General features: G+C 71.8%; 24 protein-coding genes. 15 read left to right on the forward strand and 9 right to left on the reverse strand.

Annotation, left to right across the window (positions count from 1 at the left end):
* Nucleotides 1–55: 55 nt before the first annotated feature.
* From PSH03_RS19905 to PSH03_RS19920, 4 genes are all read right to left on the reverse strand, one after another.
* Entirely contained in the window at nt 56–970 is a 915-nt protein-coding gene (locus PSH03_RS19905; protein WP_238690016.1) for a DUF1996 domain-containing protein, read from the reverse strand.
* Nucleotides 971–1,208: 238 nt separating this feature from the next.
* Nucleotides 1,209–1,868 (reverse strand): C39 family peptidase, encoded by a 660-nt coding sequence (locus PSH03_RS19910; protein ID WP_238690017.1) that lies wholly within the window; start codon nt 1,866–1,868, stop codon nt 1,209–1,211.
* A gap of 451 nt (nt 1,869–2,319) precedes the next feature.
* A complete protein-coding gene (locus PSH03_RS19915) occupies nt 2,320–4,203 on the reverse strand; it encodes a Xaa-Pro dipeptidyl-peptidase (RefSeq protein ID WP_238690018.1) in 1,884 nt (627 codons plus the stop codon).
* Between the two features lie 125 nt (nt 4,204–4,328).
* Nucleotides 4,329–4,865: a helix-turn-helix domain-containing protein gene (locus tag PSH03_RS19920; RefSeq protein WP_124772961.1), complete on the reverse strand. Its 537-nt coding sequence runs from the start codon at nt 4,863–4,865 to the stop codon at nt 4,329–4,331.
* A 290-nt stretch (nt 4,866–5,155) separates the two neighbouring features.
* Between PSH03_RS19920 and PSH03_RS19925 the strand changes: the two genes are divergently transcribed.
* From PSH03_RS19925 to PSH03_RS19985, 13 genes are all read left to right on the forward strand, one after another.
* Nucleotides 5,156–6,760, forward strand: coding sequence for an ABC transporter substrate-binding protein (locus PSH03_RS19925; RefSeq protein ID WP_238690019.1), 1,605 nt, complete (start codon nt 5,156–5,158; stop codon nt 6,758–6,760).
* Nucleotides 6,761–6,770: 10 nt separating this feature from the next.
* The gene (locus tag PSH03_RS19930) at nt 6,771–7,856 is read left to right on the forward strand and encodes an ABC transporter permease (RefSeq protein ID WP_238690020.1); all 1,086 of its coding nucleotides are present in this window, start codon (nt 6,771–6,773) and stop codon (nt 7,854–7,856) included.
* Nucleotides 7,853–8,752 (forward strand): ABC transporter permease, encoded by a 900-nt coding sequence (locus PSH03_RS19935; protein ID WP_210786303.1) that lies wholly within the window; start codon nt 7,853–7,855, stop codon nt 8,750–8,752. Before PSH03_RS19930 ends, PSH03_RS19935 begins: the two co-directional genes overlap by 4 nt.
* A 1-nt stretch (nt 8,753) precedes the next feature.
* Nucleotides 8,754–9,731, forward strand: coding sequence for an ABC transporter ATP-binding protein (locus PSH03_RS19940; protein ID WP_238690021.1), 978 nt, complete (start codon nt 8,754–8,756; stop codon nt 9,729–9,731).
* Nucleotides 9,728–10,702, forward strand: coding sequence for an ABC transporter ATP-binding protein (locus tag PSH03_RS19945; RefSeq protein ID WP_238690022.1), 975 nt, complete (start codon nt 9,728–9,730; stop codon nt 10,700–10,702). The genes PSH03_RS19940 and PSH03_RS19945 overlap by 4 nt, the downstream gene beginning before the upstream one ends.
* Nucleotides 10,703–10,711: 9 nt before the next feature.
* A complete protein-coding gene (locus PSH03_RS19950; RefSeq protein ID WP_238690023.1) occupies nt 10,712–11,950 on the forward strand; it encodes an amidohydrolase family protein in 1,239 nt (412 codons plus the stop codon).
* On the forward strand, nt 11,947–13,590 hold the full coding sequence (locus PSH03_RS19955) for a DUF885 domain-containing protein (RefSeq protein ID WP_238690024.1): 1,644 nt from the start codon (nt 11,947–11,949) through the stop codon (nt 13,588–13,590). The genes PSH03_RS19950 and PSH03_RS19955 overlap by 4 nt, the downstream gene beginning before the upstream one ends.
* A gap of 38 nt (nt 13,591–13,628) precedes the next feature.
* Nucleotides 13,629–14,000, forward strand: a complete 372-nt coding sequence (locus PSH03_RS19960) for a nuclear transport factor 2 family protein (RefSeq protein ID WP_210786299.1) — start codon at nt 13,629–13,631, stop codon at nt 13,998–14,000.
* Nucleotides 13,997–14,323: a TIGR04076 family protein gene (locus PSH03_RS19965; protein ID WP_238690025.1), complete on the forward strand. Its 327-nt coding sequence runs from the start codon at nt 13,997–13,999 to the stop codon at nt 14,321–14,323. The genes PSH03_RS19960 and PSH03_RS19965 overlap by 4 nt, the downstream gene beginning before the upstream one ends.
* Nucleotides 14,320–15,312: an LLM class flavin-dependent oxidoreductase gene (locus tag PSH03_RS19970; protein WP_210786297.1), complete on the forward strand. Its 993-nt coding sequence runs from the start codon at nt 14,320–14,322 to the stop codon at nt 15,310–15,312. The genes PSH03_RS19965 and PSH03_RS19970 overlap by 4 nt, the downstream gene beginning before the upstream one ends.
* Nucleotides 15,313–15,413: 101 nt before the next feature.
* Nucleotides 15,414–18,755 (forward strand): S8 family peptidase, encoded by a 3,342-nt coding sequence (locus tag PSH03_RS19975; RefSeq protein ID WP_238690026.1) that lies wholly within the window; start codon nt 15,414–15,416, stop codon nt 18,753–18,755.
* 127 nt (nt 18,756–18,882) lie between these two features.
* Nucleotides 18,883–19,530, forward strand: coding sequence for a DUF998 domain-containing protein (locus PSH03_RS19980; protein ID WP_238690027.1), 648 nt, complete (start codon nt 18,883–18,885; stop codon nt 19,528–19,530).
* Between the two features lie 44 nt (nt 19,531–19,574).
* Nucleotides 19,575–20,018: a DUF1801 domain-containing protein gene (locus PSH03_RS19985; RefSeq protein WP_238690028.1), complete on the forward strand. Its 444-nt coding sequence runs from the start codon at nt 19,575–19,577 to the stop codon at nt 20,016–20,018.
* A 10-nt stretch (nt 20,019–20,028) separates the two neighbouring features.
* Here PSH03_RS19985 and PSH03_RS19990 read toward each other — a convergent pair whose 3' ends face one another.
* From PSH03_RS19990 to PSH03_RS20010, 5 genes are all read right to left on the reverse strand, one after another.
* The gene (locus PSH03_RS19990) at nt 20,029–20,523 is read right to left on the reverse strand and encodes a DUF2231 domain-containing protein (protein WP_238690029.1); all 495 of its coding nucleotides are present in this window, start codon (nt 20,521–20,523) and stop codon (nt 20,029–20,031) included.
* A gap of 92 nt (nt 20,524–20,615) precedes the next feature.
* Entirely contained in the window at nt 20,616–21,251 is a 636-nt protein-coding gene (locus tag PSH03_RS19995) for a LysE family translocator (protein ID WP_238690030.1), read from the reverse strand.
* Nucleotides 21,252–21,253: 2 nt separating this feature from the next.
* Nucleotides 21,254–22,000, reverse strand: a complete 747-nt coding sequence (locus PSH03_RS20000; protein WP_210786292.1) for a metallophosphoesterase — start codon at nt 21,998–22,000, stop codon at nt 21,254–21,256.
* An 89-nt stretch (nt 22,001–22,089) separates the two neighbouring features.
* The gene (locus PSH03_RS20005; protein WP_238690031.1) at nt 22,090–23,133 is read right to left on the reverse strand and encodes an SEC-C domain-containing protein; all 1,044 of its coding nucleotides are present in this window, start codon (nt 23,131–23,133) and stop codon (nt 22,090–22,092) included.
* Nucleotides 23,134–23,225: 92 nt separating this feature from the next.
* A complete protein-coding gene (locus tag PSH03_RS20010) occupies nt 23,226–24,056 on the reverse strand; it encodes an NAD(P)H-binding protein (protein ID WP_238690032.1) in 831 nt (276 codons plus the stop codon).
* A gap of 103 nt (nt 24,057–24,159) precedes the next feature.
* Between PSH03_RS20010 and PSH03_RS20015 the strand changes: the two genes are divergently transcribed.
* Together PSH03_RS20015 and PSH03_RS32920 are read left to right on the forward strand one after the other, a co-directional pair.
* The gene (locus tag PSH03_RS20015) at nt 24,160–25,086 is read left to right on the forward strand and encodes an AraC family transcriptional regulator (protein WP_238690033.1); all 927 of its coding nucleotides are present in this window, start codon (nt 24,160–24,162) and stop codon (nt 25,084–25,086) included.
* Nucleotides 25,083–26,372 (forward strand): alkaline phosphatase family protein, encoded by a 1,290-nt coding sequence (locus PSH03_RS32920; protein ID WP_238690034.1) that lies wholly within the window; start codon nt 25,083–25,085, stop codon nt 26,370–26,372. Before PSH03_RS20015 ends, PSH03_RS32920 begins: the two co-directional genes overlap by 4 nt.
* Nucleotides 26,373–26,396: the final 24 nt, after the last annotated feature.

The raw sequence follows: 26,396 nt of genomic DNA on the forward strand, positions 1-26,396 counted from the left end.
ACCACTGCGGCGGGCCCGGGTGACCGGACCCGCCGCAGTGGTGTGGAGCTGTCAATCAGATCGGTCGGCCGTCGTGACCGCACTTGATGACGGGACGGATGCAGTCCTGGACGCGGCGGGCCAGCTCCGCCACCGGCCAGGCGTTGAAGAAGTCGCCGTGCATCGTGTAGCCCGGCCCGGAGGCCAGCCGGAACCGCGACGGGTCACCGGTGACCGGGTACCGAAGCACCTGGCGCAACTTCGGCACGTGCACCGGGTGGGTGCTCGGGCAGGCCTGGTTCACCGGGTACGCCAGGTGGCTCTTGTGGTCCGGCGAGTCGAGGTCACGGCCGTTCCAGCACTGCGGGAAGTCCAGGTACGACTCCAGCATCGTGCCGGACGGGCAGTTGACGAAGTCCTTCGACGGCGGCACGTGCCCGGCGTGCAGGCAGGACCAGCGGGCGATGCTGTCGTTCGGCCCGGTGGCCTTCGCGTTGCCGGCGACGAGCCGCAGCCCGAGCGGGAACGGCTGGGTGTTCGCGACGACGTCGGCGCGGACGCCCTCGCCAAGGTAGTAGAACGTGGCTATCGCCGGCTCCACGGGGACGTTGTCCCGGTACAGGGTTGGCACCCAGTACGACGAGACGTCCACCCGCGGGTTGCAGGTGGTGGGCGAGTTGACCAGGTCGGGAAGCGTGGTCCTGGCATTCGTCACAGTGCTGCCGAAGAAGCTGTGCATGTGCGACGCCCCGGGCAGCCCGGGGAAGACGATCGGGTCGTCCGGCAGCCGGTGGCTGTAGGTGCAGTCGGCGGGGAACTCGGCGACCCGGATGGCGTTGGCGCCCAAGTCGGCGCCGGCTCGGCCGGGGGCGGCGTCGGCCCGGTTGGTGGTGGACACCAGGTACGTGCCGAGTAGCACCAGCAGGGCGCCGATCGCCGTGGCGAGGCGCAGTCGGCGGGGGATGCCGGAGAGGGGTGCGGCCCTGTCCATCTCGTGACTCCTGTCGGGGGACGGGTCAGGGACAGCTCCGGCGCCGCCGCCGAAGGCATCGGAGTTGTGCCTGGCCAGACTGGGTGGTGGCCGGTTGGGGCCGGTGCGAGAGAGCGCTCTCACTGCCCCCCAGCCTCACGCCGAAGTCGACAATTGTCAATACGTGCCGCAGTTGGTGGAAATGACGACGAAGGGCCGGGCCCCGTGGTGGGGTCCGGCCCTTCGGTGTTGTGCTGGGTCAGCTGGTGGCGTAGCCGCGGGTGGCGATCCAGTCGGCGAGGTGCTCGACGGTGACCTCGTAGGAGGCGGTGTTCGCATCGGCGGAGTCGGCGATCTTCACCACGTTCCCGCCGTCGCGGTAACCCACGACGCTGATGTAGTGCCCGCCCTCGAAGGAGTGCACCCCGCCGTCGGTGTCGACGCTGGTGCCGGCGATGTTGGCGACCACGGCCCGGCCGTCGTCAACGGTCTTGACGATGTCGGCGCGCAGCCGGTCGGTCTGCTTGGCGTCGGCATCCGGGGTGCTGATTTCCACGGACCGGTAGGCGTCGTTCTTACCGGTCTCCTTGTTCAGCACCGGGGTGATGTCGTTGATGGAGTTGGTGCCGGCCTCGGTGGTGCCCATCTCCTTGGCCATGGCGTCCACGCTGATCTCCTTGCCCTGCACGGACAGGGCGTTACGCGTGGCGGCCGGGCCGCAGTAGTAGAAGTTCGGCTGGGCCTCGTAGCGCACACCGAGCTGACGCTCACCGGCGGGCTTACGGTCGCTCTGCGTCTGGGTGGCCGGCCTGGCTTCCGACGCGGCGTACGCGGCGGTCACCGGTCCGGCGATAGCCCCACCGGTGAACGCGAGGCCAGCAGCGGTCAGAGCGGTCTTACGAATCAGATCGGTACGCATGATGGCGTGCTCCTCTGCATCGGGGGTGCCCGCACCACACTCGGGGGTGGGTGGTGGTGCGGGGGAGGTTCACGGCAACGCCGGCGATCCGGGGGACCTGCTCGGGCGTTGCGGGGGATGTAACCGGGGCGGCCCGGCGAATGTTCCCGGCGGCTGCCACGCCCCACGACCGGGACGGTCGCGGTGGCCTGCCAGGTATAACGACCCCGCCGGGCCCCCGATTCCGCCGTCGGGGTGGCCTGGACCACCCGACACCGCCGCACAAACCAGACAACCCGTCCACCCCGCTCACCGGGGCGACCCCGACACGGGAGCCAGGACGGCGTGATCCACTCGGGTTCCTGGAAATCGCGGTGTCTGGGTGCCGGGGATATCCCGACCTCATGAAAGCCGAGTGGGTGGGGCAGCCCGAACGTGCCGGACTGCCCCACCCGGGAGCGCGGAGATGAAATCAGAACCCGAGGACGTTCCGCCCGCCGACGACCGGCAGTCGCAGTTCGCTGTCGTTCGGTGCGACCCGCAGTTCGGTGCCACCCAACGGCAGCAGGGTGTACTCCTGGTCGCTGGAGAAGACGACCACGCCGATCCGGTGTCCCGCCGGGAAGATGTAGTCCTTCGGCTCCATGGTCCACCGGTAGTCGTACAGCTTGCCCTGCTTGACCGGCTCGGTGCGCGCGGCGCTCTTGCGGTTCTGCGGGTCCATCCACCCTCGCGTCACCACTGTCGGGGCGGCGGTCGACCCGGCCGGGCCGTAGTCGACCAGGTACGCGGTGAGGTTCGCGTCCGGCTTGTTGTCGATAGCCATCCGCAGTCGCATCTCCGGACGTCCGGAGATGCGCACGCTCCGCGTCAGCTCGGGGGAGCGGTAGGCGAGTCGGTTGGCGCTCGCGGTGTCCGGGTTGGACACCAGGGTGTCCGGGTGGATGGTCCGGCCCTCGTCGACGAAGCGCTGCTCGACCTTGGCCTTCGGTGGCTTGCCGGTGGTGAGCGCGCCGGGTGCGGTGGTGTCGGTGGCCGCGAAGCGCAGGCCGACCTCCCGCGCCGCCGGGTCGGGCCAGTTGGCGTACGTCGTGTAGGCGCGGTCCTCGCGCTGGAGCACCGCCGTCGGCTCGTCCATGATGCCGTTGCGAACGTTCCACAGCCAGAAGTCGAACCAGCGGTTCTCGGTCTGCTTGTACGTCCACGTCTGGCCGCTGGGCAGGGTCACCGACGCGTTGCTGCCCGGACCACCGTGGCCGCCCTGGTGCAGCCAGATCTTGCGGGGGACGTCGCGCTTGGCGAGCTGGTCCCACCAGCCGGCGAAGTGTTCGGTCTTCACGTTCCAGTCGTTGAGGCCGTGTACGACGAAGACGCTGGCCTTGACGTCGCGGGCGTCGAGGTAGTCCCGGTCGCGCCAGAACGTCGAGTAGTCGCCGGTGACCCGGTCCTGCTTCGCGGTGATCTCGGCGAGTTCGTCGGCGCACTGCCCTTCGGCGCGGGCCTGCCCGGCGGTGTACTGGGCCAGGATGTCGAGGTCCTCACCCTGGAACGTTCCGGGCGCGACCACCAGACCGTTGGCCCGGTAGTAGTCGTACCAGCTGCTGATCGCGGAGACCGGCACGATGGTCTTGAGCCCCTTGACGCCAGTGGTGGCCACCTGGTTGGGCAGCGTCCCGTTGTAGGAGACACCGGTCATGCCGACCGCGCCGGTGGTCCAGCCGGCGGTGACCGGGGCGCCGTTCGCGTCGTACCCCTTGGCCCGGCCGTTGAGCCAGTCGATGACCGCCTTGGTGCCGAGCGTCTCGGCCTGGTCCCCGCTGGTCGGGCAGCCGTCCGAGTCGCCGGTGCCGACGCTCTGGCCGAGCACCACCGCGTACCCGCGGGGCACGTAGTAGTCGTCCAGCGAGCCGGGCAGGTTGGCCTTGGCCTGGGCCCGCTGTGCGCCGGCGTCGAGGGCGCGCCGCCCGTCGCGGTCGGTCAGGCCGTTCTGCGGCAGGTCGTCGACCAGCACGCTCGGGTACGGCACGTCACCCCAGGTGCCCTTGCGGTACGGGCTGTGCTCGAAGATGACAGGCACCTTGAAGCCCTGCGTGGCGGTCTCGCGGGGGCGGGAGATGTCGATCGCCACCCGGTCGGGTCGACCGTCGTGGTCGGTGTCCACCGGGGTCTGGACGAACACCCGCTCCTCGATCGCGTCGGCGAGCGAGAACACGGGTTGGGTCATGCCGTCGCTGACCACGATGCCGGTGGGCGTGGTGGGCGTGGGCGGAGCGGCAGCCGCGGGTGGTGCTGCGCCGAGGACCAGGGCGCCGGACACGCCGACGCTCAGGAGTACCAGATGACGGGGTCGACGCATGCGCGTCTCCCTTCGGTTGGGCTGGTTGCCGGGGGTCGGCAGGGCCGATCTCGAAGATCCATTCGTGGTCATGCTAGGTCCGCCGCGGCGTCCCGTCGATCCCCTCGGCTGTCCACCGTGGTGGGTCAGGGAGTCGGCGGCGTCACCGCGATGATCAGGTGGGCGCGCTGGTCGCTGGCGTTGCGGTAGAGGTGCGCGAGGCGCGAGTCGAAGGTGACCGACTCGCCGGCGGTGAGGGTGTACGACTCACCGCCGATCTCGGCGACGACCTCCCCGGTGATGACGATCGCGCATTCGGTCGACGGGTGCGCCCACGGTTCGGCGGAGCTGGCGTCGCCGGGTGCGAGGTGGGCCTGGAGCACCTCCAGGTCGCCGCGACCGGGGGTGAGTCGTTCGTAGGTGATCTGGCCGGGTGGCGCGGCCAGCCTGGTCCGGGCGCCGACGCGGCTGACGTGCACCGGTGGCGCCTCGGGCTCGGAGAACAGTTCCGCGATCGAGGTGTCGAAGACCTGGGCGAGCTTCCGCAGGGTGGAGAGGCTGGGGTCGGTCGCGCCGTTCTCGATCTGGCTGAGCAGGGCGGGGGACACGTCGGCGGCTGTGGCGAGCTGACGCAGCGTGAGGGAGTGCTGCTGACGCAGGTCGCGGAGTCGGTCACCGAGCATGTGTCCTCGTTCCAAATACAGTGTGGCTGAATCTTGATTGACCAAACTATACGGCCATGTTTAGGATCACTAAACATCGGGCGGCAATGTTCAACTCAGGTGAACAAACCGCATCGAGGCGCGAACCGGACGCCTGCCGCCCGGTCTACATCCAACCCCGAGACGACGCCCCCGAGAAGCCCGCGACGCCGTCATCCCATCGGCCCGGCCGATGCGTGGTGTCGCGCGCCGGACGTCGACGCCCCGCGGATCCCGCACAGCGGGCCGCGCGATACGAAGGTAGGAACAGCATGTCGGTGTCTCCCCGCCGGCTCCTCGCCGGAGCGTCCGCTCTGGCGACGCTGGCCGTCCTCTCCGTCAGCGCCTGTAGCGCCGGCGGCAGTGGTGGAAACGCGAACGGTACGGCCAAGACCCTCACCGTGAACACCTCGTTCGTGCTCAAGACCCTCGACCCCGGCCGGGTCTACGAGGCAACCGGTCTGACCGCCGTGCACGCCCTCTACGACACCCTGCTCACCTTCAAGGGTTCGGACGTGAGTAAGCCGGTCCCCGCGCTGGCCGAGTCGTACCAGGCGTCGCCGGACGCCACGACGTTCACCTTCAAGCTCCGGCAGGGCGTGACGTTCGCCGACGGCAGCCCGCTCACCGCCGACGACGTCGTCTTCTCGCTCAACCGGCTGAAGAACATCAAGGGCAGCCCCGCGGTCACCGTCAGCGGCCTGACCGTGACCAAGACCGACGACAGCACAGTCGTGGTCGCCTCGGCCACCCCCGATCCGAACATCCCGGTGGTGCTGTCGATGCCGTCGACAGCGGTGCTCAACTCCAAGGTCGCCAAGGAGCACGGTGCCCGCGACGGCGCCGACGCCGCCCAGGGCGACACCGCGCAGCAGTACCTGGACACCAACTCCGTCGGCAGCGGCCCGTACGTGCTGAAGTCCTACGACCCCTCGTCGCAGGTGGTGTTGGAGGCCAACCCGAAGTACTGGGGAACGAAGCCGCAGTTCTCCCGGGTGGTGCTGCGCAACATGGACGTGCAGACCCAGAAGCTGACCATGCAGCGCGCCGAGGCCGCCGAGATCTCCCTGGACATCTCCGGCAAGCTCCTCGACGGACTGCCGGGCAGCCTGCAGACCTCCGGCGTGCAGGACACCGTCTACTTCCTCTTCCTCAACGCCGACCCGGGCGTCTCGGCGGTCACCTCGAACCCGAAGTTCAACCAGGCCCTGCGCGCCGCCATCGACTACCAGGGCATCGCTGCCCTGTACGGCAAGGGCGCCGCCCCCGGCGCCGGGCTGGTCGCTCCCGCCTTCCCGGGCGCGTTGCCGGCCGGCGAGGAGTCCAAGCGGGACGTGGCCAAGGCCAAGGCGCTGCTCACCGAGGCCGGCCTGACCAACCCGACGGTGAAGTTCACCTACCCGGCCATCACCTACAAGGGTGTGGACCTCGGCACTGTGGCCACCAAGGTGCAGGGCGACGCCGCCGAGGCCGGCATCAAGCTGGAACTCAACCCGCAGCCGCTGACCACGTTCCTCGACGAGATGCGCGGCGGGAAGTCACCTCTCGGATTCACCCCGCAGAGCCTGAACTACCCGGTCGCCGACTCACTGATCAACAACATGGCACCGGGCCAGGCGACCGCCCTGCGCTCCGGCTGGACGGTCGAGCGGGCCGACCCGGCCGTGGTGGCCGCCGGCAAGAAGGTCACCGCGACCCTCGACCTGGCCGGTCGGGCCACCGCCATGCAGGAGTGGCAGCGGCTGATGAACGCGTCCTCGCCGTACCTCGTGCTGGCCAGCAACTCCTCCATCGTCGTGGCGACCACGGACCTGACCGGAGCGGACTACACCGCCGCCGGTTGGCAGGTGGACGTCGCCGCGGTCGGCCGCAAGTAGTCCCGACGACATGACGACAGTCCACGACGGTGAGCCGGGCGCGGTCGCCACGACCGCGTCCCGGCCCCGGGGTGCCCACCCGCTGCTGACCTTCCTGGCCAAGCGGGTGGCGGTCACCGCCGGCCTGCTGCTCGGCGTCACAGTGGTGACGTTCGGTCTGGTCAACGTGGTCCCCGGTGACCCGGTCACCGCCAACCTCTCCGACCAGGCGCTCAACGACCCCGCCGCGGTGGCCGCCTTCCGCGAGAAGTGGGGCCTGGACCAGCCGCTCTGGGCCCAGTACCTGCACTACCTGGGCAACCTGCTGCACGGCGACCTGGGCCACTCCCAGCAGACCGGGCGGGCCGTCCTGGACGACCTGCTGCACTACGTGCCGGCGACCCTGGAACTGGCCCTGCCGAGCATGGTGCTGGCGCTGCTCATCGGCACCGGGGTCGGCATGCTCGCGGCGGTCCGCAACGGCCGGTTCACCGACCAACTGGTCCGGGTCGGCGCCCTGCTCGGGCTCTCCACCCCGCCGTTCTGGCTGTCCCTGGTCGTGCTCTACGTCTTCTTCTACCAGCTCGGCCTGGCCCCCAGCGGCGGACGACTCTCCACTGACTTCAGCCCGCCGCCCACCGTCACCGGCATGTACACGGTCGACGGGGCGCTCGCGGGGCAGTGGGACGTCGCCTGGGACGCCGCCCAGCACCTGTCCCTGCCGGTGCTCGTGCTGACCTCGCTGACGGTGGCGATGCTGGTCCGCTTCGTCCGCTCGGCGATGCTCGAGGTGCTCCAGCAGGACTACATCCGGGCCGCGTACGCCAAGGGTCTGCCGACCCGGGTGGTGCTGCGCCGGCACCTGCTGCGCGCCGGCCTCGTCCCGGTGGTCACCGTCTCCGGCCTGGCGTTCGCCTCGCTGCTCTCCGGGACGGTGCTGGTCGAGAGCATCTTCGGCTGGCCCGGCGTCGGCCAGTACGCGTACCGCAGCGCCACGGCGCTGGACCTGCCCGCGATCCTCGGCGTCAGCCTCTTCGTGGCACTTGTCTACACGCTGGTCAACCTGATCGTCGACCTGCTGTACGGGCTCATCGATCCGAGGATCCGGTTGTCATGACGACACTTGCAGACCCGAAGGCGGAGCGGGCCCTGGGCCGACGCCGCTGGCTCGGCCGACTGCGCGGCGGCTCGGCCAGCCGACCGGTCTGGCGTCAGCCGATCACCGTGGTGGCGTTGACCATCCTCGGTGGATGGTTGCTGCTGGCGTTGCTCGCCGACGTTCTCGCGCCGTACGACCCGCTGGCGCAGAGCGCCGACACGTACGCGTCGCCGTCCGGGGCGCACTGGTTCGGCACCGACTCGCTCGGCCGTGACATCCTCAGCCGGGTCGTCCACGGCGCGCGCCTGTCCATCCCGCTGGCCCTGGCGATCGTCTCGCTGGCCCTGCTGGTCGGCGGGCTGCTCGGGCTGGTCGCCGGATACGTCGGCCGGTTCGTCGACGAGGCGCTGATGCGCCTGACCGACCTGGTGTTCGCGTTCCCGCAGATCATCCTGGCCATGGCGGTGACGGCGGCGTTCGGCCCGAACACCCGCAACGCCGTGCTGGCCCTGGTCATCGTCTCCTGGCCGGTCTACGCCCGGGTCATCCGTAGCGCCGTGCTGAGCATGCGCGGCGACGACTACCTCAACGCCGCCCGCCTGCTCGGCGTCGGGCCGATCCGGGCGTTGCGCCGCGACGTGCTGCCCAACAGCATCGGCCCGGCGATCGTGCTGGCCACCCTGGAGCTCGGCAACGCGGTGCTGCTGCTCGCCGCCCTGTCGTTCCTCGGCCTGGGCCCGCGCCCACCGGCCGCCGAGTGGGGCTCGATGGTGGCCCTCGGCGCGCAGGACCTGTCGATGTGGTGGGTCAGCGTGTTCCCCGGTCTCGCCATCCTCACCGTGGTGATGGCCTTCAACGTGCTCGGCGACGCGCTGCGCGACCGGCTCGACCCCCGCTACACGAAGGGACGCTGAGGTGGCACCGCTGCTCGACGTCGACTCCCTGGCCGTCACCCTGCCCTCACCGCGTGGCCCGCTGCCGATCCTGCACGACGTGTCGTTGACAGTCGACGAGGGTGAGCTGGTCGGCATCGCGGGGGAGAGCGGCTGCGGCAAGAGCCTCACCGCGCAGACCCTGCTCGGGCTCCTGCCCCCGGGGGCGGCGGTCACCGGCTCCGCCCGGTACGCCGGCACCGAACTGCTGAGCCTGGACGCCCGGGGCTGGCAGCGGGTCCGTGGCGCCGGCATCGCCATGGTCTTCCAGGACCCGAGCGCGGCCCTGCACCCGATGCTCACGGTCGGGCGGCAGCTCACCGAGCACATGCGGGTGCACCTGCGGATGGACCGTCGAACTGCCGGCCGCCGCGCGGTGGAGCTGCTCGACCAGGTTCGCATCCCGGACCCGGAGCGGGCGCTGCGCGCGTACCCGCACCAGTTCTCCGGCGGAATGCGGCAGCGGGTGGCCATCGCCATCGCGCTGGCCGCCCGGCCCCGACTGCTGATCGCCGACGAACCGACGACCGCCCTCGACGTCACGGTGCAGGCCGGCATCCTCGCCCTGCTGGAACGGCTGCGCGCCGAGACCGGGCTGGCCGTCGCGTTCATCACCCACGACCTCGGGGTGCTCAGCGCCCTCACCACCCGTGGCTACATCTTCTACGCCGGGCGGGTCGTCGAGACCGGCCCGACAGGCGGCCTGCTCACCGCCCCCAACCACCCGTACACGGCCGCGTTGCTCGGCGCCCGACCGCACGGCACCCAGACCGGCGGAACGTTGCGGCCCATCCCGGGCGCCCCGCCGGCACCCGGCGAGGCGCCGCCGGGGTGCCCGTTCCAACCCCGCTGCGGGTACGCCGAACCGTCCTGCGGCGAGGCCCCGCCCCCGCTCACCCCCGTCGGAGCCGACCGGTCGGTGGCCTGCGTGGTCCGTCCGCACCTGGAGGTGGCCGCGTGAACACCGCGCCCGCGCGACTGTCCTTCACCGACGTCGAGGTCGAGTACCGATCCCGAGGGCGTGGCCGGGTGCGGGCCGTCGCCGGGGTCAGCCTGGAGGTGTCACCCGGCCAGATCGTCGGGCTGGTCGGCGAGTCCGGGTGCGGCAAGTCCACCCTGGCCCGCGTCGCGGTCGGGCTCAGCGCACCGAGCGCCGGCGCCGTCGAGTACGCCGGCCGACCGGTCACCCCGCTGGGCTGGCGGCCCCGCTCCGGTGCCGAGGTCGGCCTCCAGATGGTCTTCCAGAACCCGTACGCCTCGCTGAACCCCCGGCGCACCATCGGCTCCCAGCTCCTCGACGGCGTGCCGGCCGCGGTCACCGGGTCGGCCCGCCGAGCCCGGGTGCACGAGCTGCTCGAACGGGTGGCCATGCCGACCAGCGCCGCCCAGCGGTATCCGCACCAGTTCTCCGGTGGTCAGCGGCAGCGCCTGGCGATCGCCCGCGCGCTCGCCCCGGAACCCCGGATGATCATCGCGGACGAGCCGGTCACCGCGCTGGACGCCTCGTCCCAGGCCCAGGTGGTCAACCTGCTCGTCGGGCTGGTCCGCGACCTCGACATGGGCATGCTCTTCATCTCCCACGACCTGGCGCTGGTGCACGAGATCGCCGACGTGACCGCCGTGATGTACCTGGGCCGGATCGTCGAGGCCGCACCCACCCGCGAGCTGTGGCGCGAGCCCCGACACCCGTACACCCGGGCGTTGATCGACGCGGTGCCGCAGATCGGGCCCACCCCGCGCCTGCCCGCCATCCTCGCCGGGGAGGTGCCCGACCCGGCCAACGCGCCCACCGGGTGCCGGTTCCGGCCCCGCTGCCCGCACGCGTTCGCGCCCTGCGGGGAGCAGCCGCCCACCGTCGACCTGGGCGGCCGCAGCGTCGCCTGCTGGCTCACCGACTCCGCAACGGTCCCGATCGCCGCGCGCTCACTCTGAGGACGCCCCATGCGCATGCCCACCGAACAGGTCCTGGTCAACCTCGCCCTCTACGACGGTGTCCAGGACGCCCTCCAACCGGATCGCGGCATCTGGATCGACGCCGACGGGATGATCCGTGCCGTCGGTCAGGTCGACGACGTCCTCGCCGAGGCCGGCGCAGCCCGGGTGGTCGACCTGGGCGGCGAGCACGTCATGCCGGGTCTGACCAACATGCACGTCCACCTGTCGCTGGGGCTGCCCGGCCACCTCGCCGACACGGTGCACGGCGCGAACCTGGCCGAGCTGGTGCTGCTGATGGCCGACTCGGCCCGGCGCACCCTGCACTCCGGTGTCACCACCGCCCGCCTCGTCGGGGAGAGCCGGTACGCCGACTTCGCCCTGCGCCGGGGGATCGAGGCCGGCGCGGTCGACGGCCCGCGCATCTTCACAGCGGGGCACGCGCTCTGCTGCACCGGCGGGCACGGCTGGGAGGCCGACGCCCTGGAGGCCGACGGCGCGGACGGGTTCCGTCGGGCAACCCGTGAGCAGCTCCGCGCCGGCGCCGACCTGATCAAGGTCTGCATCTCCGGCGGGATCGCCGGGCAGCACGAGGCGATCGACACCCCGCAGCTGCTCGACGACGAGATGGCAGCGGTCATCCGCGTCGCGCACGACTGGGGGCGCAAGGTCACCGCGCACGCCGGCCCGGCCGACTCGGTCCGCCGCGCCGTCGAGCTGGGCCTCGACTGCGTCGAGCACGGGTACGAGCTGACCGACGACGTCACCCGACTGATGGCCGAGCGGGGTGTCTGGTACGTGCCGACGATCGCGGTGAGCCGTTGCGAGCAGTTCTTCCGCGACTCCGGGGTGCCCGGCTGGCTGATGGACCGGGCCCTCGCGGCCGGCCCCCGGCACTGGGAGAGCCTCCAGCACGCCATCCGCAACGGCGTGCCGATCGCCCTGGGCAGCGACATGCCCCCGCACGCCGGCTACGACGAGACCACCGCGACCATCCGCGAACTGGAGTTCATGGTGGACGCGGGGATGCCCGTCGCGGACGCGCTCAAGGCCGCCACCACCCGCCCCGCGCAGTGGCTGGGTCGGGCCGACACCCTCGGCACCGTCGAGGCCGGCAAGCACGCCGACCTGCTGGTGCTGCGCGACGACCCGACCCGCTCGGTCTCCGCGTTGCGCACCCTGCACGCGGTGCTGAAGGGCGGGGTGGCGTACCGCGACGACCACGGCCGGCTCGGCGTACCGCGATGAGCAGCATCACCCAGGTCGCCGACGGGTACCTCGACGCGCTCGCCGAGCTGGACCCGCAGGCGGCCGAGGCGGTGGGGCGTACACCCGTGTCGCACGTCCCGGATCTCTCACCGGAGGGCTTCGACGCCCGTGCCGAGCTGGCCCGACGCACCGCGACGGCCGCCGCCGCGGCGACCACGCACGACCCCGGCGAGCGGTCCCTGGCCGATGCCCTGCTCGATCGGCTGGCCAGTGAGGTCGACCTGTACGACGTGGGCTTCACCACCCGGCTGCTCGCCCCACTGGCCACGCCGGTGCACCTGCTCCGGCAGCTCTTCGACAATCTGCCCCGGCACACCGAGGACGACTGGGCGGTGGTCGCCGACCACCTGCGCCAGGTGCCCGAGGCCCTCGCCCGGTACGCCGAGACGCTGCGTCGGTCGGCGCAGCGCGGACAGTTGGTTGCCCGCCGGCAGGTGCTCGTGGTCGCCGACCAGTGCACGGCCTGGACCCGCGCGGACTTCTACGGGCGGCTAGTGGACGGTTACTCCGGCGGCCCGCTCGCCGCGCAGCTGCAATTGGGTGTGCGACTGGCGACCGCCGCCACCGCCGGTTTCGCCGCGTTCCTCCACGCCGAGCTGGGACCTACGGCGTCCAACGTGGATGGTGTCGGCGGCGACCTGTACCGGGTAACTGCCCGCAGTTTCCTCGGTGCGAGCGTCGACCTCGACGAGGTGTACGAGTATGGCTGGGCGGAGTTGGACCGCACCGCCGCCGAGCTGCGGACCGTCGCGGGCGAGCTGGGCCACTCGCGGGTGGCCGCCGCGCGGGCGGCCCTGGACGCCGACCCGGCCGGTCGGGTGGCGGCCGGGCCCGCCCTGGAGGAGTGGCTGCGCCAGCGCACCGAGCAGCTGACCCAGGCCCTCGACGGCACCCACTTCGACATCCCGCCCGCCACCCGTCAGGTGGTGTGCCGGATCAGCCCCGCCACGTCCGGGGTCATGTACTACACGCCTCCCGACCCGGCGTTGACGCGTCCCGGCGCGATCTGGTGGTCGGTGCCCACTGGCGAGTCGACGGTGCCGGTGTGGCGGCACGTCGGCACGCTCTGCCACGAAGGGCTGCCCGGCCACCACCTCCAGCACGCCGTCACCCTCACCACCGCCGCCCTGCACCCGTGGCAGCGCACCCTCTGCCAGGTGCACGGGTACGCCGAGGGGTGGGCGCACTACGCCGAGCGCCTCGCCGACGAGATCGGCCTGTACGCCGGCCCGGCCGAGCGACTCGGCATGCTCGACGGTCAGCTGTGGCGGGCCGCCCGGGTGGTCATCGACCTGGGTCTGCACCTGGGGCTGCCGATCCCGGCCGGCAACGGGTTCACCGAGGAGCGCCACTGGACGCCAGCGCTCGCGGTGGACGTCCTCACCCGGGTCGCCGGCCTGGACGCCGAGACCGCGCGCTTCGAGGTCGACAGGTATCTGGGCTGGCCGGCGCAGGCCCTGGCCTTCAAGGTCGGCGCGCGGCTGTGGCAGCAGGCCCGCCGGGACGCCGAGCGCCGCGAGGGTGCGGCCTTCGACCGGAAACGCTTCCACCACACCGCGTTGGCGCTCGGACCCATGGGACTGGATCCGCTCCGCGCCCGCCTGGCCGACCTGCACTGACCACCCGCACCGCCGTACCCGATCGGAAGTGACAGCCGATGAGCGATGAGCTCCGCACCACCATCACCGACCTGTACCGGTCCCTCGGCGACCGGCAGGCCTTCGACGCGCACCTGCACCCCGACCTGACGTTCTGGGAGTCCGACGCCGACGGACTGCTGTCCGGCCTGCCCGCGCTCGACGACCTGCGGGACCGGCGAGCGACCCGGGCAACGGGGTCGACGCCGATCTCGGTGGCGCCGGAACACCTGCGCGCCGACGCCTGGGGCGACACCGGTCTGGTCCGCTACGTGCTGCGGGCCCGCTTCGCCGGCACCCGGCCGGACGAGTGTTTCCGGGTGACCGACGTCCTGCGCCGCGAGGACGGCGCCTGGCGCATCGTGCACCACCACGCGGAGGCCGTGCGATGAGCGCCGAGGAACCCACCACCGACCTGTACGACCTGCGGGTCGTGGTGGAGCGGATCGAGGGCCGCTCGGTGTGCGGCCTGAAACCGGGCGACCACATCGACCTGACCGGCTCCAACCGGCTCACCATTCCCGCCGGCAAACACTTCTGCCTGTACGCCCTGGCCGCGTGCCTGCCGCTGCTGCCGGCGAAGCAGCGGGCGCTGACCGAGGGCGACTGGATGGCCCGGGACAGCCACGTCGCCTGCCCGGACCCGGACGAGCGGCTCATCATGCGCATCGAGCGGACCGCCCTTCAGCGCATCCCCACCGAGGAGCTGACGTGAGCGCTGGGCTGGTCGGCATCGGCCTGCAGTCCGACAAGTCCGCCGACGAGTACGCGGAGCTGGCCGAACTGACCGAGCGGCACGGCTTCGACGTGCTGTCGGTCTTCGGTGACCTGATGTACCAACCGCCGATCTTCCCGCTGCTGGTGGCGGCCCGGCACACCCGGCGGATCCGCCTGGGCGCGGCGTGCCTCAACCCGTTCACCATGCACCCGGTGGAGGTGGCCGGTCAGGTGGCCGCACTGGACCTGGCCTCGCAGGGTCGGGCCTACCTGGGCCTGGCCCGGGGCACCTGGCTCAACGAGATCGGTGTGCCGCAGGTCCGCCCGATCCGGCGCATCGTCGAGACGGTCGCCGTCGTACGGCTGCTGCTCGCCGGCGACGACAGCGGTTTCCAGGGTGGGGAGTTCACAGTCGCGCCGGGCACGTCGCTGCGGTACACGCCGACCCGTGCCGACGTGCCGGTCCTGGTCGGCACCTGGGGGCGGCAGACCGCCCGGGCAGCGGCCGGCTTCGCCGGCGAGGTCAAGGTCGGCGGGTCGGCCAACCCGGCGATGGCCCGGATGATGCGCGCCTGGCTGGACGACGCGGCGGTCGCGGGCCGGGACGGCACGGGTGTCGTGCTCGGTGCGGTCACCGTCGTCGACGAGGACGGTGCGCTGGCACGTCGGGTGGCGCGCCGGGAGGTGGCCATGTACCTGGCGGTGGTCGCCGCCCTCGACCCGACGATCGAGGTGGACCCGGAGTTGCTGGCGCGGATCCAGCAGCACGTCGGCCGCCGGGAGGACGACCTCGCCGGCGCGCTGATCGGCGACGACCTGCTCGATCTGTTCGCCTTCTCCGGCACGCCCGAGCACGTCGCGGGGCAGGCCGCGGCGGTGTTCGACGCCGGGGCGAGCCGGGTGGAGTTCGGCACCCCGCACGGCTTGACGCCGCACGGCGGCATCGACCTGCTCGGTCGGCGGGTGCTCCCACTGTTACGGGCGTGAAAACCTCCTCGTCGAAGGCTCCCCGAAGATCGTTCCCCTGCATATGATCTTGCCGAAGTCGCCCGAAGAGGCGGCTTCGTCCACATTAGACGAGGAGCGACATGCTCAGGAAAACGCGATGGCTGTTGGCCGTCGCCGTCACGGCCACGACGCTGACCGCCCTACCGGGCGGCGCCGCCACGGCCGGACCCAGCGACATCGGTCAGACCGGCGCACCCGCAGCCACTGCTGACGGGAAGACGCACACCGTCACCCTGCTGACCGGGGACGTGGTGACCGTACGGGACACCGGATCGGGCTGCCCACAGGCCACAATCCGGCCGGCGGACGAGAACGCGGTGATCCACCAGAGCTGCGGCCCCGACGGTCACCTGCACGTCATCCCCGCCCGCGTCGCATCCCAGCTCGGCTCGGTCCTCGACCCCGACCTGTTCGACGTCACCACGCTGATCGCCGACGGCTACGACGACGACAACGCAGCCGAGCTGCCGCTCATCGTGCAGCCCGCCACCGCGTCCGCCCGGGTGGCCGCGCTCGGTGACGTGCTGTCGCTGCCCAGCATCGGTGCGGTCGCCGGCCGCGTACCCAAGAAGAGCCCGGCCACGGCGAAGCTCGCCACCAACTCGCTGCTCGCCGGCGCGAAGAAGGTCTGGCTCGACCGCAAGGTCCGGGCCACCGCCCTGACCGGCGGTGGGCGCCCCGCCGGCCTGGACCGCAACCTGGGCCAGATCGCCGCGCCGGACGCCTGGAAAGCCGGCTACACCGGCAAGGGCGTCCGGGTCGCGGTGCTCGACACCGGCGCCGACTTCACCCACCCGGACCTGGTCGGCCGGGTCGCCGACCGGGCCGACTTCACCGTCGAGGGCGGTGACGCCGTCGACCACAACGGCCACGGTACGCACGTCGCCTCGACCATCGCCGGCACCGGCGCGGCCGCCAACGGTCAGCGTCGCGGCGTGGCACCGGACGCCAAGCTGGTGATCGGCAAGGTTCTCGACGACAACGGGTTCGGCGACGACTCCGGCATCATCGCCGCCATGGAGTGGGCCGCCACCCGCGCCGACGTCATCAACATGAGCCTCGGCGGCAGCGACCCGGACGACGGCAGCGACCCGCTGTCGCTCGCCGTCGACGCTCTGAGCAGGTCCACCGGCGCGCTCTTCGTCATCGCCGCCGGCAACAGCGGCGCCGCCATCTCCTCGCCGGGCTCGGCCGCCGGCGCGCTGACCGTCGGCGCCGTCGACCGCAACGACAAGCTCGCCGACTTCTCCAGCCGTGGGCCGCTGGTCACCAGCAACGTGGCCAAGCCGGAACTGGTCGCCCCCGGTGTCGACATCGTCGCCGCCCGGGCCGCCGGCACCAACCTCCAGGACCCGATCGACACGTACTACGAGGCGATCAGCGGCACCTCGATGGCGAGCCCGCACGTGGCCGGCGCCGCCGCGCTGCTCACCCAGCGCCACCCGGACTGGAACGGTGAGCGACTCAAGGCCGCCCTCGTCGGCGCCGCCGACCCACTCAGCGGCATCGACCCGTACGCCGTCGGCGCCGGTCGGCTCAACGCGGTCCGGGCCCTCGGCGGCCCCACCAGCAACCAGCCGGTGGTCAACCTCGGCACCTTCGCCCACCCGCAGTCCGGGACCAGCGAGACGAAGCTGAGCTGGACCGGTGAGTCGACGGCCGTTCTCGACCTCGACGTGTCGATCGTCAACCACGACGGCCAACCGGTGCCGCGCGGCACGGCGTCGCTGTCGACGAGCCGGCTGACGCTCAAGCACGGCGCCACCGCCGCGGCGACCCTGCGGGTCAACCGTGCGGCGCTGGCCGCCCGGCCGGGCTTCTACCTGGCCACCGTCACCGCCCATTCCGGCCGCAAGCTGGTCGCGACGACCCCGGTGAGCTTCTACGTCGAGCAGCCCAGCTACGACCTGACCATCCAGACGAAGCCGATGCCGGGCCTGAAGGACGGCGCGGAGAGCTGGATCAACCTGATGGTCACCAACCTCGCCGACCCGGTGATCTACTACGGCGGCGCGGGCGGCACCCCCGGAGACACCTTCACGCTGCGGGTGCCCGCCGGCCGGTACGCGATCCTCGGCTCGTCCGTCGCCTACTACGTCGACAGTGACGTGCTGGAGACGACGCTCGCCGCCGAGGCCGACCTGGACGTGCGCGCTGCCCGAAGCGTGACGCTCGACCCGGCGTGGGCCAAGCCGGTGACGGCGACTGTCGACGGGGTGCCCACCACGCCCACCCGGACCGACCTCACCAACGTCCAGACCGCGCCGAACGGCCTGTCCTGGTGGCACCAGATCAGCGGGTACGGGGCCAAGACGGCCGTCCGCACCACAGCGCTGCCCAAGCCCACCGTCGGCTCCCGGCGCACCTGGGCGGCGGTCAACCTGGACTCGCCCGCCGGCACCGCCAAGCCGTACCGCTACAACCTCGTGCACGAGTACGCGGGCGGCGTCCCGGCCGACCCCGCCTTCCGGGTGAACAAGGCCGAGCAGGCGAAGCTCGCCCGGATCGACGAGCGCTTCCACCAGACGGATTCGCCGGGGATGCTCACCCAACTGGTCCGTACCGGCATGACCCGCGACGGGGTGGGGGTCACCCAGACCCACGAGGGGAACCTACCGCCGTACCGGACCGACTACCTCTCGCCCGACATCCTCTGGGCCGACCAGGGCGTCTACGGCGGGCTGGCCGCTGACGAGGCACCCCGCAGCTACCAGCCGGGCAGTCGGCAGACCAAGATCTGGGCGCGTCAGCCCCTGCACTCCGACTGGTACGACGACCCGGCCGGGGCCGAGTGGAGCTGCGCCACCGCGCCGTCGCGGACCAGGGGCAACCTGCACCTCGACCTGGTGTCGCTGACCGACCAGCACCAGCGGGCCGACTGCCTTCAGGGCGAGGCGATCGGCGTGAAGCGCAAGCTGTCGCTGTACCGCGACGGGAAACTGGTCGAGGAGCGGGACCGCCCGCTCGCCAACTTCACAGTGCCGCAGCAGGTGGCCGACTACCGGCTGACCCTCGACGTCGACACGAGCCTGATCCTGCCGATCTCCACCAAGGTAAACACCTCGTGGACGTTCCGGTCGGCCGGGCCGGACGGGACCGGGAGCGTGCCGCTGCCGCTGCTCGCTGTGGACTACGCGCTGCCGATGGACCACAACAACCACCCGGTCGACGGAACGGCCGAGCTGGCCGTCCGACAGGCGCATGGTGTGAAGACGCAGAAGGTGACGTCGTTCCAGGTCTGGACCTCGACGGACGACGGGGCCACCTGGAAGTCGGCCCGGGTCACCGGCAGCGGCGACAGCTACCGGGTCGCGCTGCCGACGGCCACCTCCGGGCAGGCCGTCTCGCTACGGGTGAAGGCCGCCGCCAACGGCGGTAGCGGAATCGACCAGACCATCATCCGGGCGTACCACGCCGGCTGACCGTCGACGCTGTGGTGCGGCCCGGCTCCGACCGGGTCGCACCACCTTTTTGCGTCGCGGTGTCGATCCGGCCCCACCTCGTTCGTCGTGACGGTGAACCCCGACGCCGACACCGAGAGGCACGCCCATGACGTCCGTCGCCGAGACAGCGCTGCGCCGAACCCGTTTCCTGCTGGGCTGTGGCACGGTCGCCGGCCTGTTGTTCCCCCTCCTGTCGTTCGGGCAGGCGTTCACCCGATCCGGATTCGACCTGCGCCGGCACGCGATCAGCTCACTCACCCTCGGTGACCTCGGCTGGCTGCAGGTCACCGCGTTCGCGGGCACCGGCGTACTGGCCGTCGCCTTCGCGCTGGGCCTGTGGCAGGTACTGCGACCGGGCCGGGCCGGCACCGTGGTGCCGGTGCTGGTCGGCGTGTACGGGGTGTCGATGGTCGGCGGCGGGATCTTCGTGCCCGATCCCGCGCTCGGCTGGCCACCCGGCGCCCCGGCGGGGCTGCCCGAGCAGACCAGCACGGGGAGCGTCCTGCACACTGTGTGCGGCGCGGCGGCGTTCCTGTCGCTGATCGCGGCCGGTCTGCTGCTCGCTCGACGGTTCGCCGCCCAGGGGGACCGGAACTGGGCGCTCTACAGCGCCACCAGTGGTGCCGTCGCGTTCGTGCTGACCGCCCTGCCGTGGAGCGAGGGGAGTGCGAGCATCCGCTTCGCCGTCGGAGCGGTGCTCATCTCGGGGTGGCTCGTGGCGCTCTCCTGGCGAACACGCGACGAGGTTGCCTGACCGTCGAGGCGATTCTCGTCGTAGGCAGGTGACAGCATCACGTCATGGCCACAGCGAAGCAGCCGGTAACCGTTCCGACCGCGATCAGCGTCGACGACTTCCTGGCCGGCAACCCCGACGAACGTAGGCGGGCCGACGCGGGGCGGCTCCGCGCGATCATGGGCGAGCTGACCGGGGAGCCGGCGGTGATGTGGGGCCCGAGCATCGTCGGCTTCGGCAGCTACCACTACACCTACGAGAGCGGGCGTAGCGGCGACGCGCCCCTGGTGGGGTTCTCGCCGCGCAAACAGCACCTCGTCGTCTACCTCACCGGCGGCGGTCTCGAGGAGCGGTACGGCGCGCTCCTCGCCCGGCTCGGTCCGCACCGCGCCGGAAAGGGATGCCTCTACCTGAAGCGGCTCGACGACGTCGACGAGAGCGTGCTGCGGCAGCTGATCGAGCGCACCGTCCGGGTGCACAGGGGCGTGGACCGGGCCAGCCGCCGATGAACCGCCGACGTCACTGGCCCTCCCAGACCGCCTTCGCCCCGGAGTCGCCAGTGCGGAACACGTAGTAGACGGCGACGCCGGCGGCCACCACCGACAACACCTGCAACGCCAGGGTCAGCGGCCGACCGGGCCGCTCGTCCGCGCTGGCGTCGGTGCCCTTCGGCGCGACGAACCAGACAAGTGCCAGCGCGACGACCGCCAGCCCGATGGTGGCGTAGAGCGTGTTGTTACCGAAATCCTGATGCGTCTGAAGCGTCGGGAGGAACTCGGGAGTGACCCGGTTGGCGGCGCGCATGCGCTCGAGGAAGGCATCGCCGGAGAGCTTCGTCAGCAGGGCGGCGACCGGCGCGCCCACGGCCAGTAGCCCCAACACCCACCGAGTGTGCGGCCGGATCGGCGGGACGAGCGCGTAACCGACAGTCAGCAGGGCCAGCAGCGGCACGAACACGACCGCGGCGTGCAGCAGCAGAGGGTGGGCCGGGATGCCCATGAACTCCTCGAACATCGGCGTCTCCTCCGGTCACATCGGCCTGGACGTTGATCGTCCACACCGGGACGCTATCGGTACCAGGCGGGCGTGTCATCCCCGCCGATCGCTCAGGTCGCCGCCGCGCGTACGCCGAGGCCGACCAGGAGCACGCCGGTCAGCCGATCGAGCATTCGTCGCACCGACGCGGTGCGCAGCAACCGGGCGGCGGCACCGGAGACGACGGTCCAGCCGGCGAGCCAACAGGTGTGCAGCGCGGCGTGCGCCGTGGCGAGCAGCACCATCGGCACCAGCACCGGTCGGCCCGGTTCGAGGAACTGCGGTGCCAACGTGAGGTAGATGGCGGCGGCCTTGGGGTTCAGTACGTTGCCGAGCAACCCTTGCAGGTACGGGTGGTCCACGCGCCAGGGCAGCCTTCGGGCGGAAACCGTCGGTCGCCGTCCCGCTTCCGTTCGGCGGCCCGACGCGGACCAGAGCATCCAGAGCCCGAGCCCGACCAGATAACCGGCACCGACCAGCTTGACCACCCAGAACGCCTGCGACGAGCGGAGCACCAGCGCGGCCAGCCCGACAGCGGCCAGCGTGGCGTGCACGTAGAGCCCGGTCACCGTACCCAGGATCACCCACCAGCCCTGCCGCCGCCCGCCGGTGGCGACCCGCGAGACGACCAGGGTCAGGCTCGCGCCCGGCGTGGCGGTGATCGGCGCGACGGCGAGCAGGAAGCCGAGCACCGCGACCCCGCGCATGCTCAGACCACCACCCGGTAGTGGGTGGTGAGCAGCCCGGCGTCGTCGTACACGTGGAACGCGACGCCGGGCGGTTGGGTCTGGGTGGTCAACGGGCCGTCGCCCTCCCAGGGCATCCGCAGCGTGGAGACCACACCCGGGGCGATCCGCAGTGGACGGCCCGCGAAGGTGCTCGCGGCGGCGGTGTGGAAATGCCCGGTGAGCACGGCGACGACCTGCGGGTGGGCGGCGACGAGTTCGGCCAGAGGGTCGGCCGGCAGCAGCCGCATCGGGTCGATGACCGGGTGGTGCAGCACCACCGGCGGGTGGTGCAGGGCGATGAACGTCGGCGTCCCGGCCGGCACCGAACCCAGCTCGTCGGCGAGCCAGGCCATCGTCTCCTCGTCCAGGTGACCGTCGTCCGCGCCGGGCACGGAGGAGTCGGCGAGGAGAAAGACCGCCCCGGCCACGTCGTGGCGGGCGTTGATCGGGCCGGTGCCGCCGCCGTCGTCCCCGAGCAGACCCTTGCGGTACGCGTCGCGCACGTCGTGGTTGCCGGGGCAGACCATGACCGGCAGCGGGGAGTCGAAGAGCTTCGCGGCGGTCTCGTACTCGGCCACCTCGCCGTGGTCGGCGATGTCCCCGGTGATCAGGATCGCGTCGACAGGTCGTGGCAGGCCGTGCAGGTAGTCCATGACCCGGGCGGTCCGCTCGGCCGACCGGGGGTGGCTGTCGAGGTGGGTGTCACTGAGATGCGCGATGACCAGCACGAAGTCGCTCCTAACGGCTATTGGTGTCAAAGCCGTTAGGGACGCTACTCCGGGCCAGGTCGGCCACCGCAGCGCGATGGCCACCGCGGTCAGCTCCGCGAGCGCGGCAGGCAGTCCTTCTTGTACTTGAGGCCCGAACCGCACCAGCAGGCGTCGTTGCGCTCCGGCGGCCAGGTGATCCGTGCGCTGGGCCGCGCCGACACCTCGGCCGCGTAGCCCGCCCGGACCGCCGCGTCGGCCGGGTCGCCGCCGCGTCGACCGGCGAACGCGGTCAACCCGTCCACCGTCGCGCCGAACACGCCCAACCCGGCCTGGCCGGCGCCCCGCTGCCGAACCAACTCCGTCTCCAGCCGGCCCCGGTGCGCGTCCCAGTCCGGCCCGTACACGTCGGTGAGGGCAGGGTGCTCGGCGAGCAGGCGATCGAACTCGGCCCGCGGCCAGAAGAGCAGATCGGACTCGGCGTCCCGACGCTCCCCGGCCCGACGCACGAGCTGGGTCTCCAACCGGTCCGCCAGGTCGTCCTGCCGGTCGTGCGGCAGGTTCAGATTGCGGCGTACCCGATGCCGTTGTTGCAGCAGGAAGAAGGTGACGCCGGGCGCGTCCGGCGGACCGAGATCGACCACCGGGTCGATCGCGGTGCTGGCCGGCCCGGACGCGGCGGTCGCACGCTCGTTGAGCAGTGTGTCGACCGCCTCGCTCAGCCACGTCTCGGCGGTCGCCGAACGCCCACCGGCGTCCAGCGCGGCACTGACGTAGGCGGGGGCGTCGGGCTGCACGAGCAGCAACGGGCGCAACGCGGTCAACTCCGCCATCGCCTCGTCGTCGCGCCCACCGGCCCGGAACAGCGCGCGGGCCCGCAGCGCGCGGGCGAACCCGGCCCGAGGGTCGTCGCCGGACGGGTACGCCGCCAGGGCCTGCTCCGCGTACCGCAGCGCGGCCTCGGGCCTGGCCCGGATCTCCGCGATCTCGGCGGCCAGCGTCAGCGCGTCCCCGGCGTCGTCCGGGTCCTCCAGCCGGCCCTGCTCGGCGGCCTCCGCGAGGTCGGCGGCGACACCGAGCGGATCGGCCGTCCCGAGCGCCGAGCGGCGAAGTTCGGCGAGGTCGGCCTTGGTGAGTATCTCTCTCGTCGGCACGATCTCACGGTACGTCGCGGTACTCGCGGTAGGCGGGCAGATCACCTGTTACGCCGCTCTCACGCCGCCGCTCATGCCGCCCGCCGGGCGGACTACGACCACGCGCCGGCCGCCGCGGCCTGGGCGGCGTAGCTGTCGAAGTCGAGCGGGTCCCGCCCGAGAACCCGACGTACCCCGTCGGTCGGTTCGGCGAGATGGCCCGCCCGCATCCCGGCGAACAGGGCGTTCAGCGCCGTGGCCGTCTCCGCCGGACAACCCTCGGCGAGCAGTTCGGCGTGGTACTGCTCCGGGGTGAGTTCCACGTAGCGGATCGAACGGCCGCTCACCCGGGCGATCGTCGCCACCGCCTCGGCGAAGGTGAGCGCACGAGGACCGGACAGTTCGTACACCTGTTCGTGGTGACCGGGCGACGTCAACAGCGTCGCGGCCACGTCGGCGACGTCCTGGGCATCGACGAACGGCTCCGGCATGGCGCCCATCGGCAGGGCCAGCCGACCGTCGAGCAGTGGTTGGCGCCACAGGTCCTCGCTGAAGTTCTGACTGAAGTTGTTCGGCCGGATGATCGCCCACTCGATGCCGGATTTCCGCACCGCCTCCTCGGCGGCGAGCATGCCGGGGGAGAAGTCACCGACCCGGTCGATCCCCCGGCCGGAGAGCGCCACGATCCGGCCGACACCCGAGTCGACCGCCTGGGTCACGAAGTCGGTGGCCGGCGCCGGGTCCTCCGGGGCGAGCAGATAGACCGCCGAGGCGCCCGCCAGGGCCGGCCGCCACGTGTCCCGCCGCGACCAGTCGAACCGCACCTCACCCGAGCGAGAGGCGGCCCGGACGTGCCGACCCGCCGCCCGCAGCGTCTGGACCAGCCGACGACCGGTCTTGCCGGTGCCGGCCATCACGAGTGTCGAAGGTGCGTCAGTCGTCATGACCACGAGTCAACGCGCCCGGCCGCGGGCGGGACATGTCCTGTCGTACGCCAGGCATGTCCGATCGTCCGCGGTCCATCCTCCGCGATCTATCGTCGGTGACATGGACCCGTTCGACAACCTGCTGCGGGGCGTGCACGCCGACGGCGCGGCCTTCGGCCGGTCGGTGCTGACGCCGCCGTGGGCGCTGCGGTTCACCGACGGCGCCCCGCTGACGCTCTGCGTCCCGATGCGGGGCGAGGGCTGGATCTCCCACCCGGAGAGCGACAAGCCTCGCCTGGTCCGCGTCGGCGAGGCCGCCACCGTACGCGGGCCGACGCCGTTCGTCTTCTCCGCCGAGCCCCGGTCGAGCTTCGAGCCCGGGGGACTGCGGGACGTCCGGCGCGGCCAGACCGGGGTGGTCGACCCGGCCGGCACGGACCACACCGACCGTCTCGTGCTGCTGGTCGGGGTGTACCACGTTCGGAATCGGGTGCCCCAACGGTTGCTGAACGCGCTGCCGCCGGTGCTCGTCGTGCCGGAAGACCAGGACTGCGCCGCGCTACGCGACTACCTGGACGCCCAACTCGACGCGGGTCGGCCCGGACGGCAGGTCGTGCTGGACCGACTGCTGGACTGGTTGTTGGTGTGCACGGTGCGCGACTGGTTCGACCAGCCGGAGGCCGAGGCGCCCGGCTGGTACCGCGCGCTGAGCGACGACACTGTCGGTCCGGTGCTGCGCGCCATGCACGACGCGCCGGGACGGCCGTGGACCCTGGCCAGCCTGGCCGCGCAGGCCGGGGTGTCCCGGTCCACGCTGGCCAAACGGTTCACCGCGTTGGTGGGCGAGCCGCCGCTCACCTACCTGACCGACTGGCGCATGACAGTGGCCGCCGACATGCTGTCCGAATCGACAGCGACGGTCGCCGCCGTGGCACGCCACCTCGGGTACGCGGACGCGTTCGGCTTCAGCGCGGCCTTCAAACGCGTGCACGGCATGAGCCCGAGCGGGCATCGACGACTCACCCGGGTCGACGCCACGGCGGCGTGACCGGTACTCCTCCCGACAAGGCGAAGACCGGCACGGAGGTCAGGACGCAGGGCCGCGACCCGGAGGCGCTGCTGGCCGACTTCCGCGCCGACGTCGAGGCGGGACGCCTGCCGGAGGTCTCCTGGATCACCGCGCCCGAGGCGTACACCGAGCACCCGAACTGGGAGCCGGCGTACGGCTCCTGGTACATCTCGCAGGTCATCGACATCCTCGCCTCGAACCCCGAGGTGTGGAGCAAGATGGCGCTCTTCATCACCTACGACGAGGAGGGCGGCTTCTTCGACCACGTGGTCCCGCCGACGCCCCCGCAGACCCGCGAGCACGGGCAGTCGACAGTGCCGACCACCAACGAGATCTTCCCCGGCGACGCCGACCACCCGGCCGGGCCGTACGGCCTCGGCATCCGGGTGCCCATGGTCATCGTCTCGCCGTGGACGCGCGGCGGCTACGTCAACTCGCAGGTCTTCGACCACACCTCACTGATCAAGTTCCTGGAGGCGCGGTTCGGGCACGGCCGGCCGGACCTGATCGAGCAGAACATCACCCCGTGGCGGCGGGCCGTCGTCGGCGACCTGACCACGGCCTTCGACTTCCGGCACCCGAACCGCTCGCGCGAGGTCAGGTTGCCCGACACCGACGACTTCAAGCCCGAGGAGTTGGTCCGGCACCCCGACGAGGTGCCGGTCCCGCCGGCGGACCAGCGGCTACCGAAGCAGGAGCACGGCGTACGCCCGGCGCGGCCGATCCCGTACACCCTGCACGCCGACGGGCACCGCGGCGACGACTCGTTCCGGATCGACTTCCGCAACTCCGGCGGGGTCGCCGCGGTCTTCCAGGTCCGCCAGGCCGGCAGTGCGGACGCCCCGCGCAGCTACACCGTCGAGCCGGGCAAGCACCTGACCGACACCTGGCCGGTCACCTCCGGGTACGACCTGTCGGTGCACGGGCCGAACGGCTTCTTCCGCCGGTTCACCGACGGTCGAACCCACCTCGACGTCACCCCCGCCTACGACGAGCGCGACTACAAGCTGGCCCTCACGCTCAAGAACCGCGGATCGAAGCGGGTCGAGGTGACCGTCCGGGACGGGTACAACGCCCGCCCGGTCACGCTGTCGCTGCGCCCCGGCGAGACCGAGCGCGTCACCTGGGCGCTCGCCCGCACCCACGGCTGGTACGACCTGACGGTCTCCGTCGCGGGTGACGCCGACTTCGCGTACCGCTGCGCGGGTCATGTCGAGAACGGCAAGGACAGCATCAGTGACCCGGCCCTCGGCGGGCTCGTCTAAGCGTTCGTCACGCCGACGTCCGAG

This window comes from Micromonospora salmantinae (genome assembly GCF_022230905.1).
Taxonomy (GTDB): Bacteria; Actinomycetota; Actinomycetes; order Mycobacteriales; family Micromonosporaceae; genus Micromonospora; species Micromonospora salmantinae.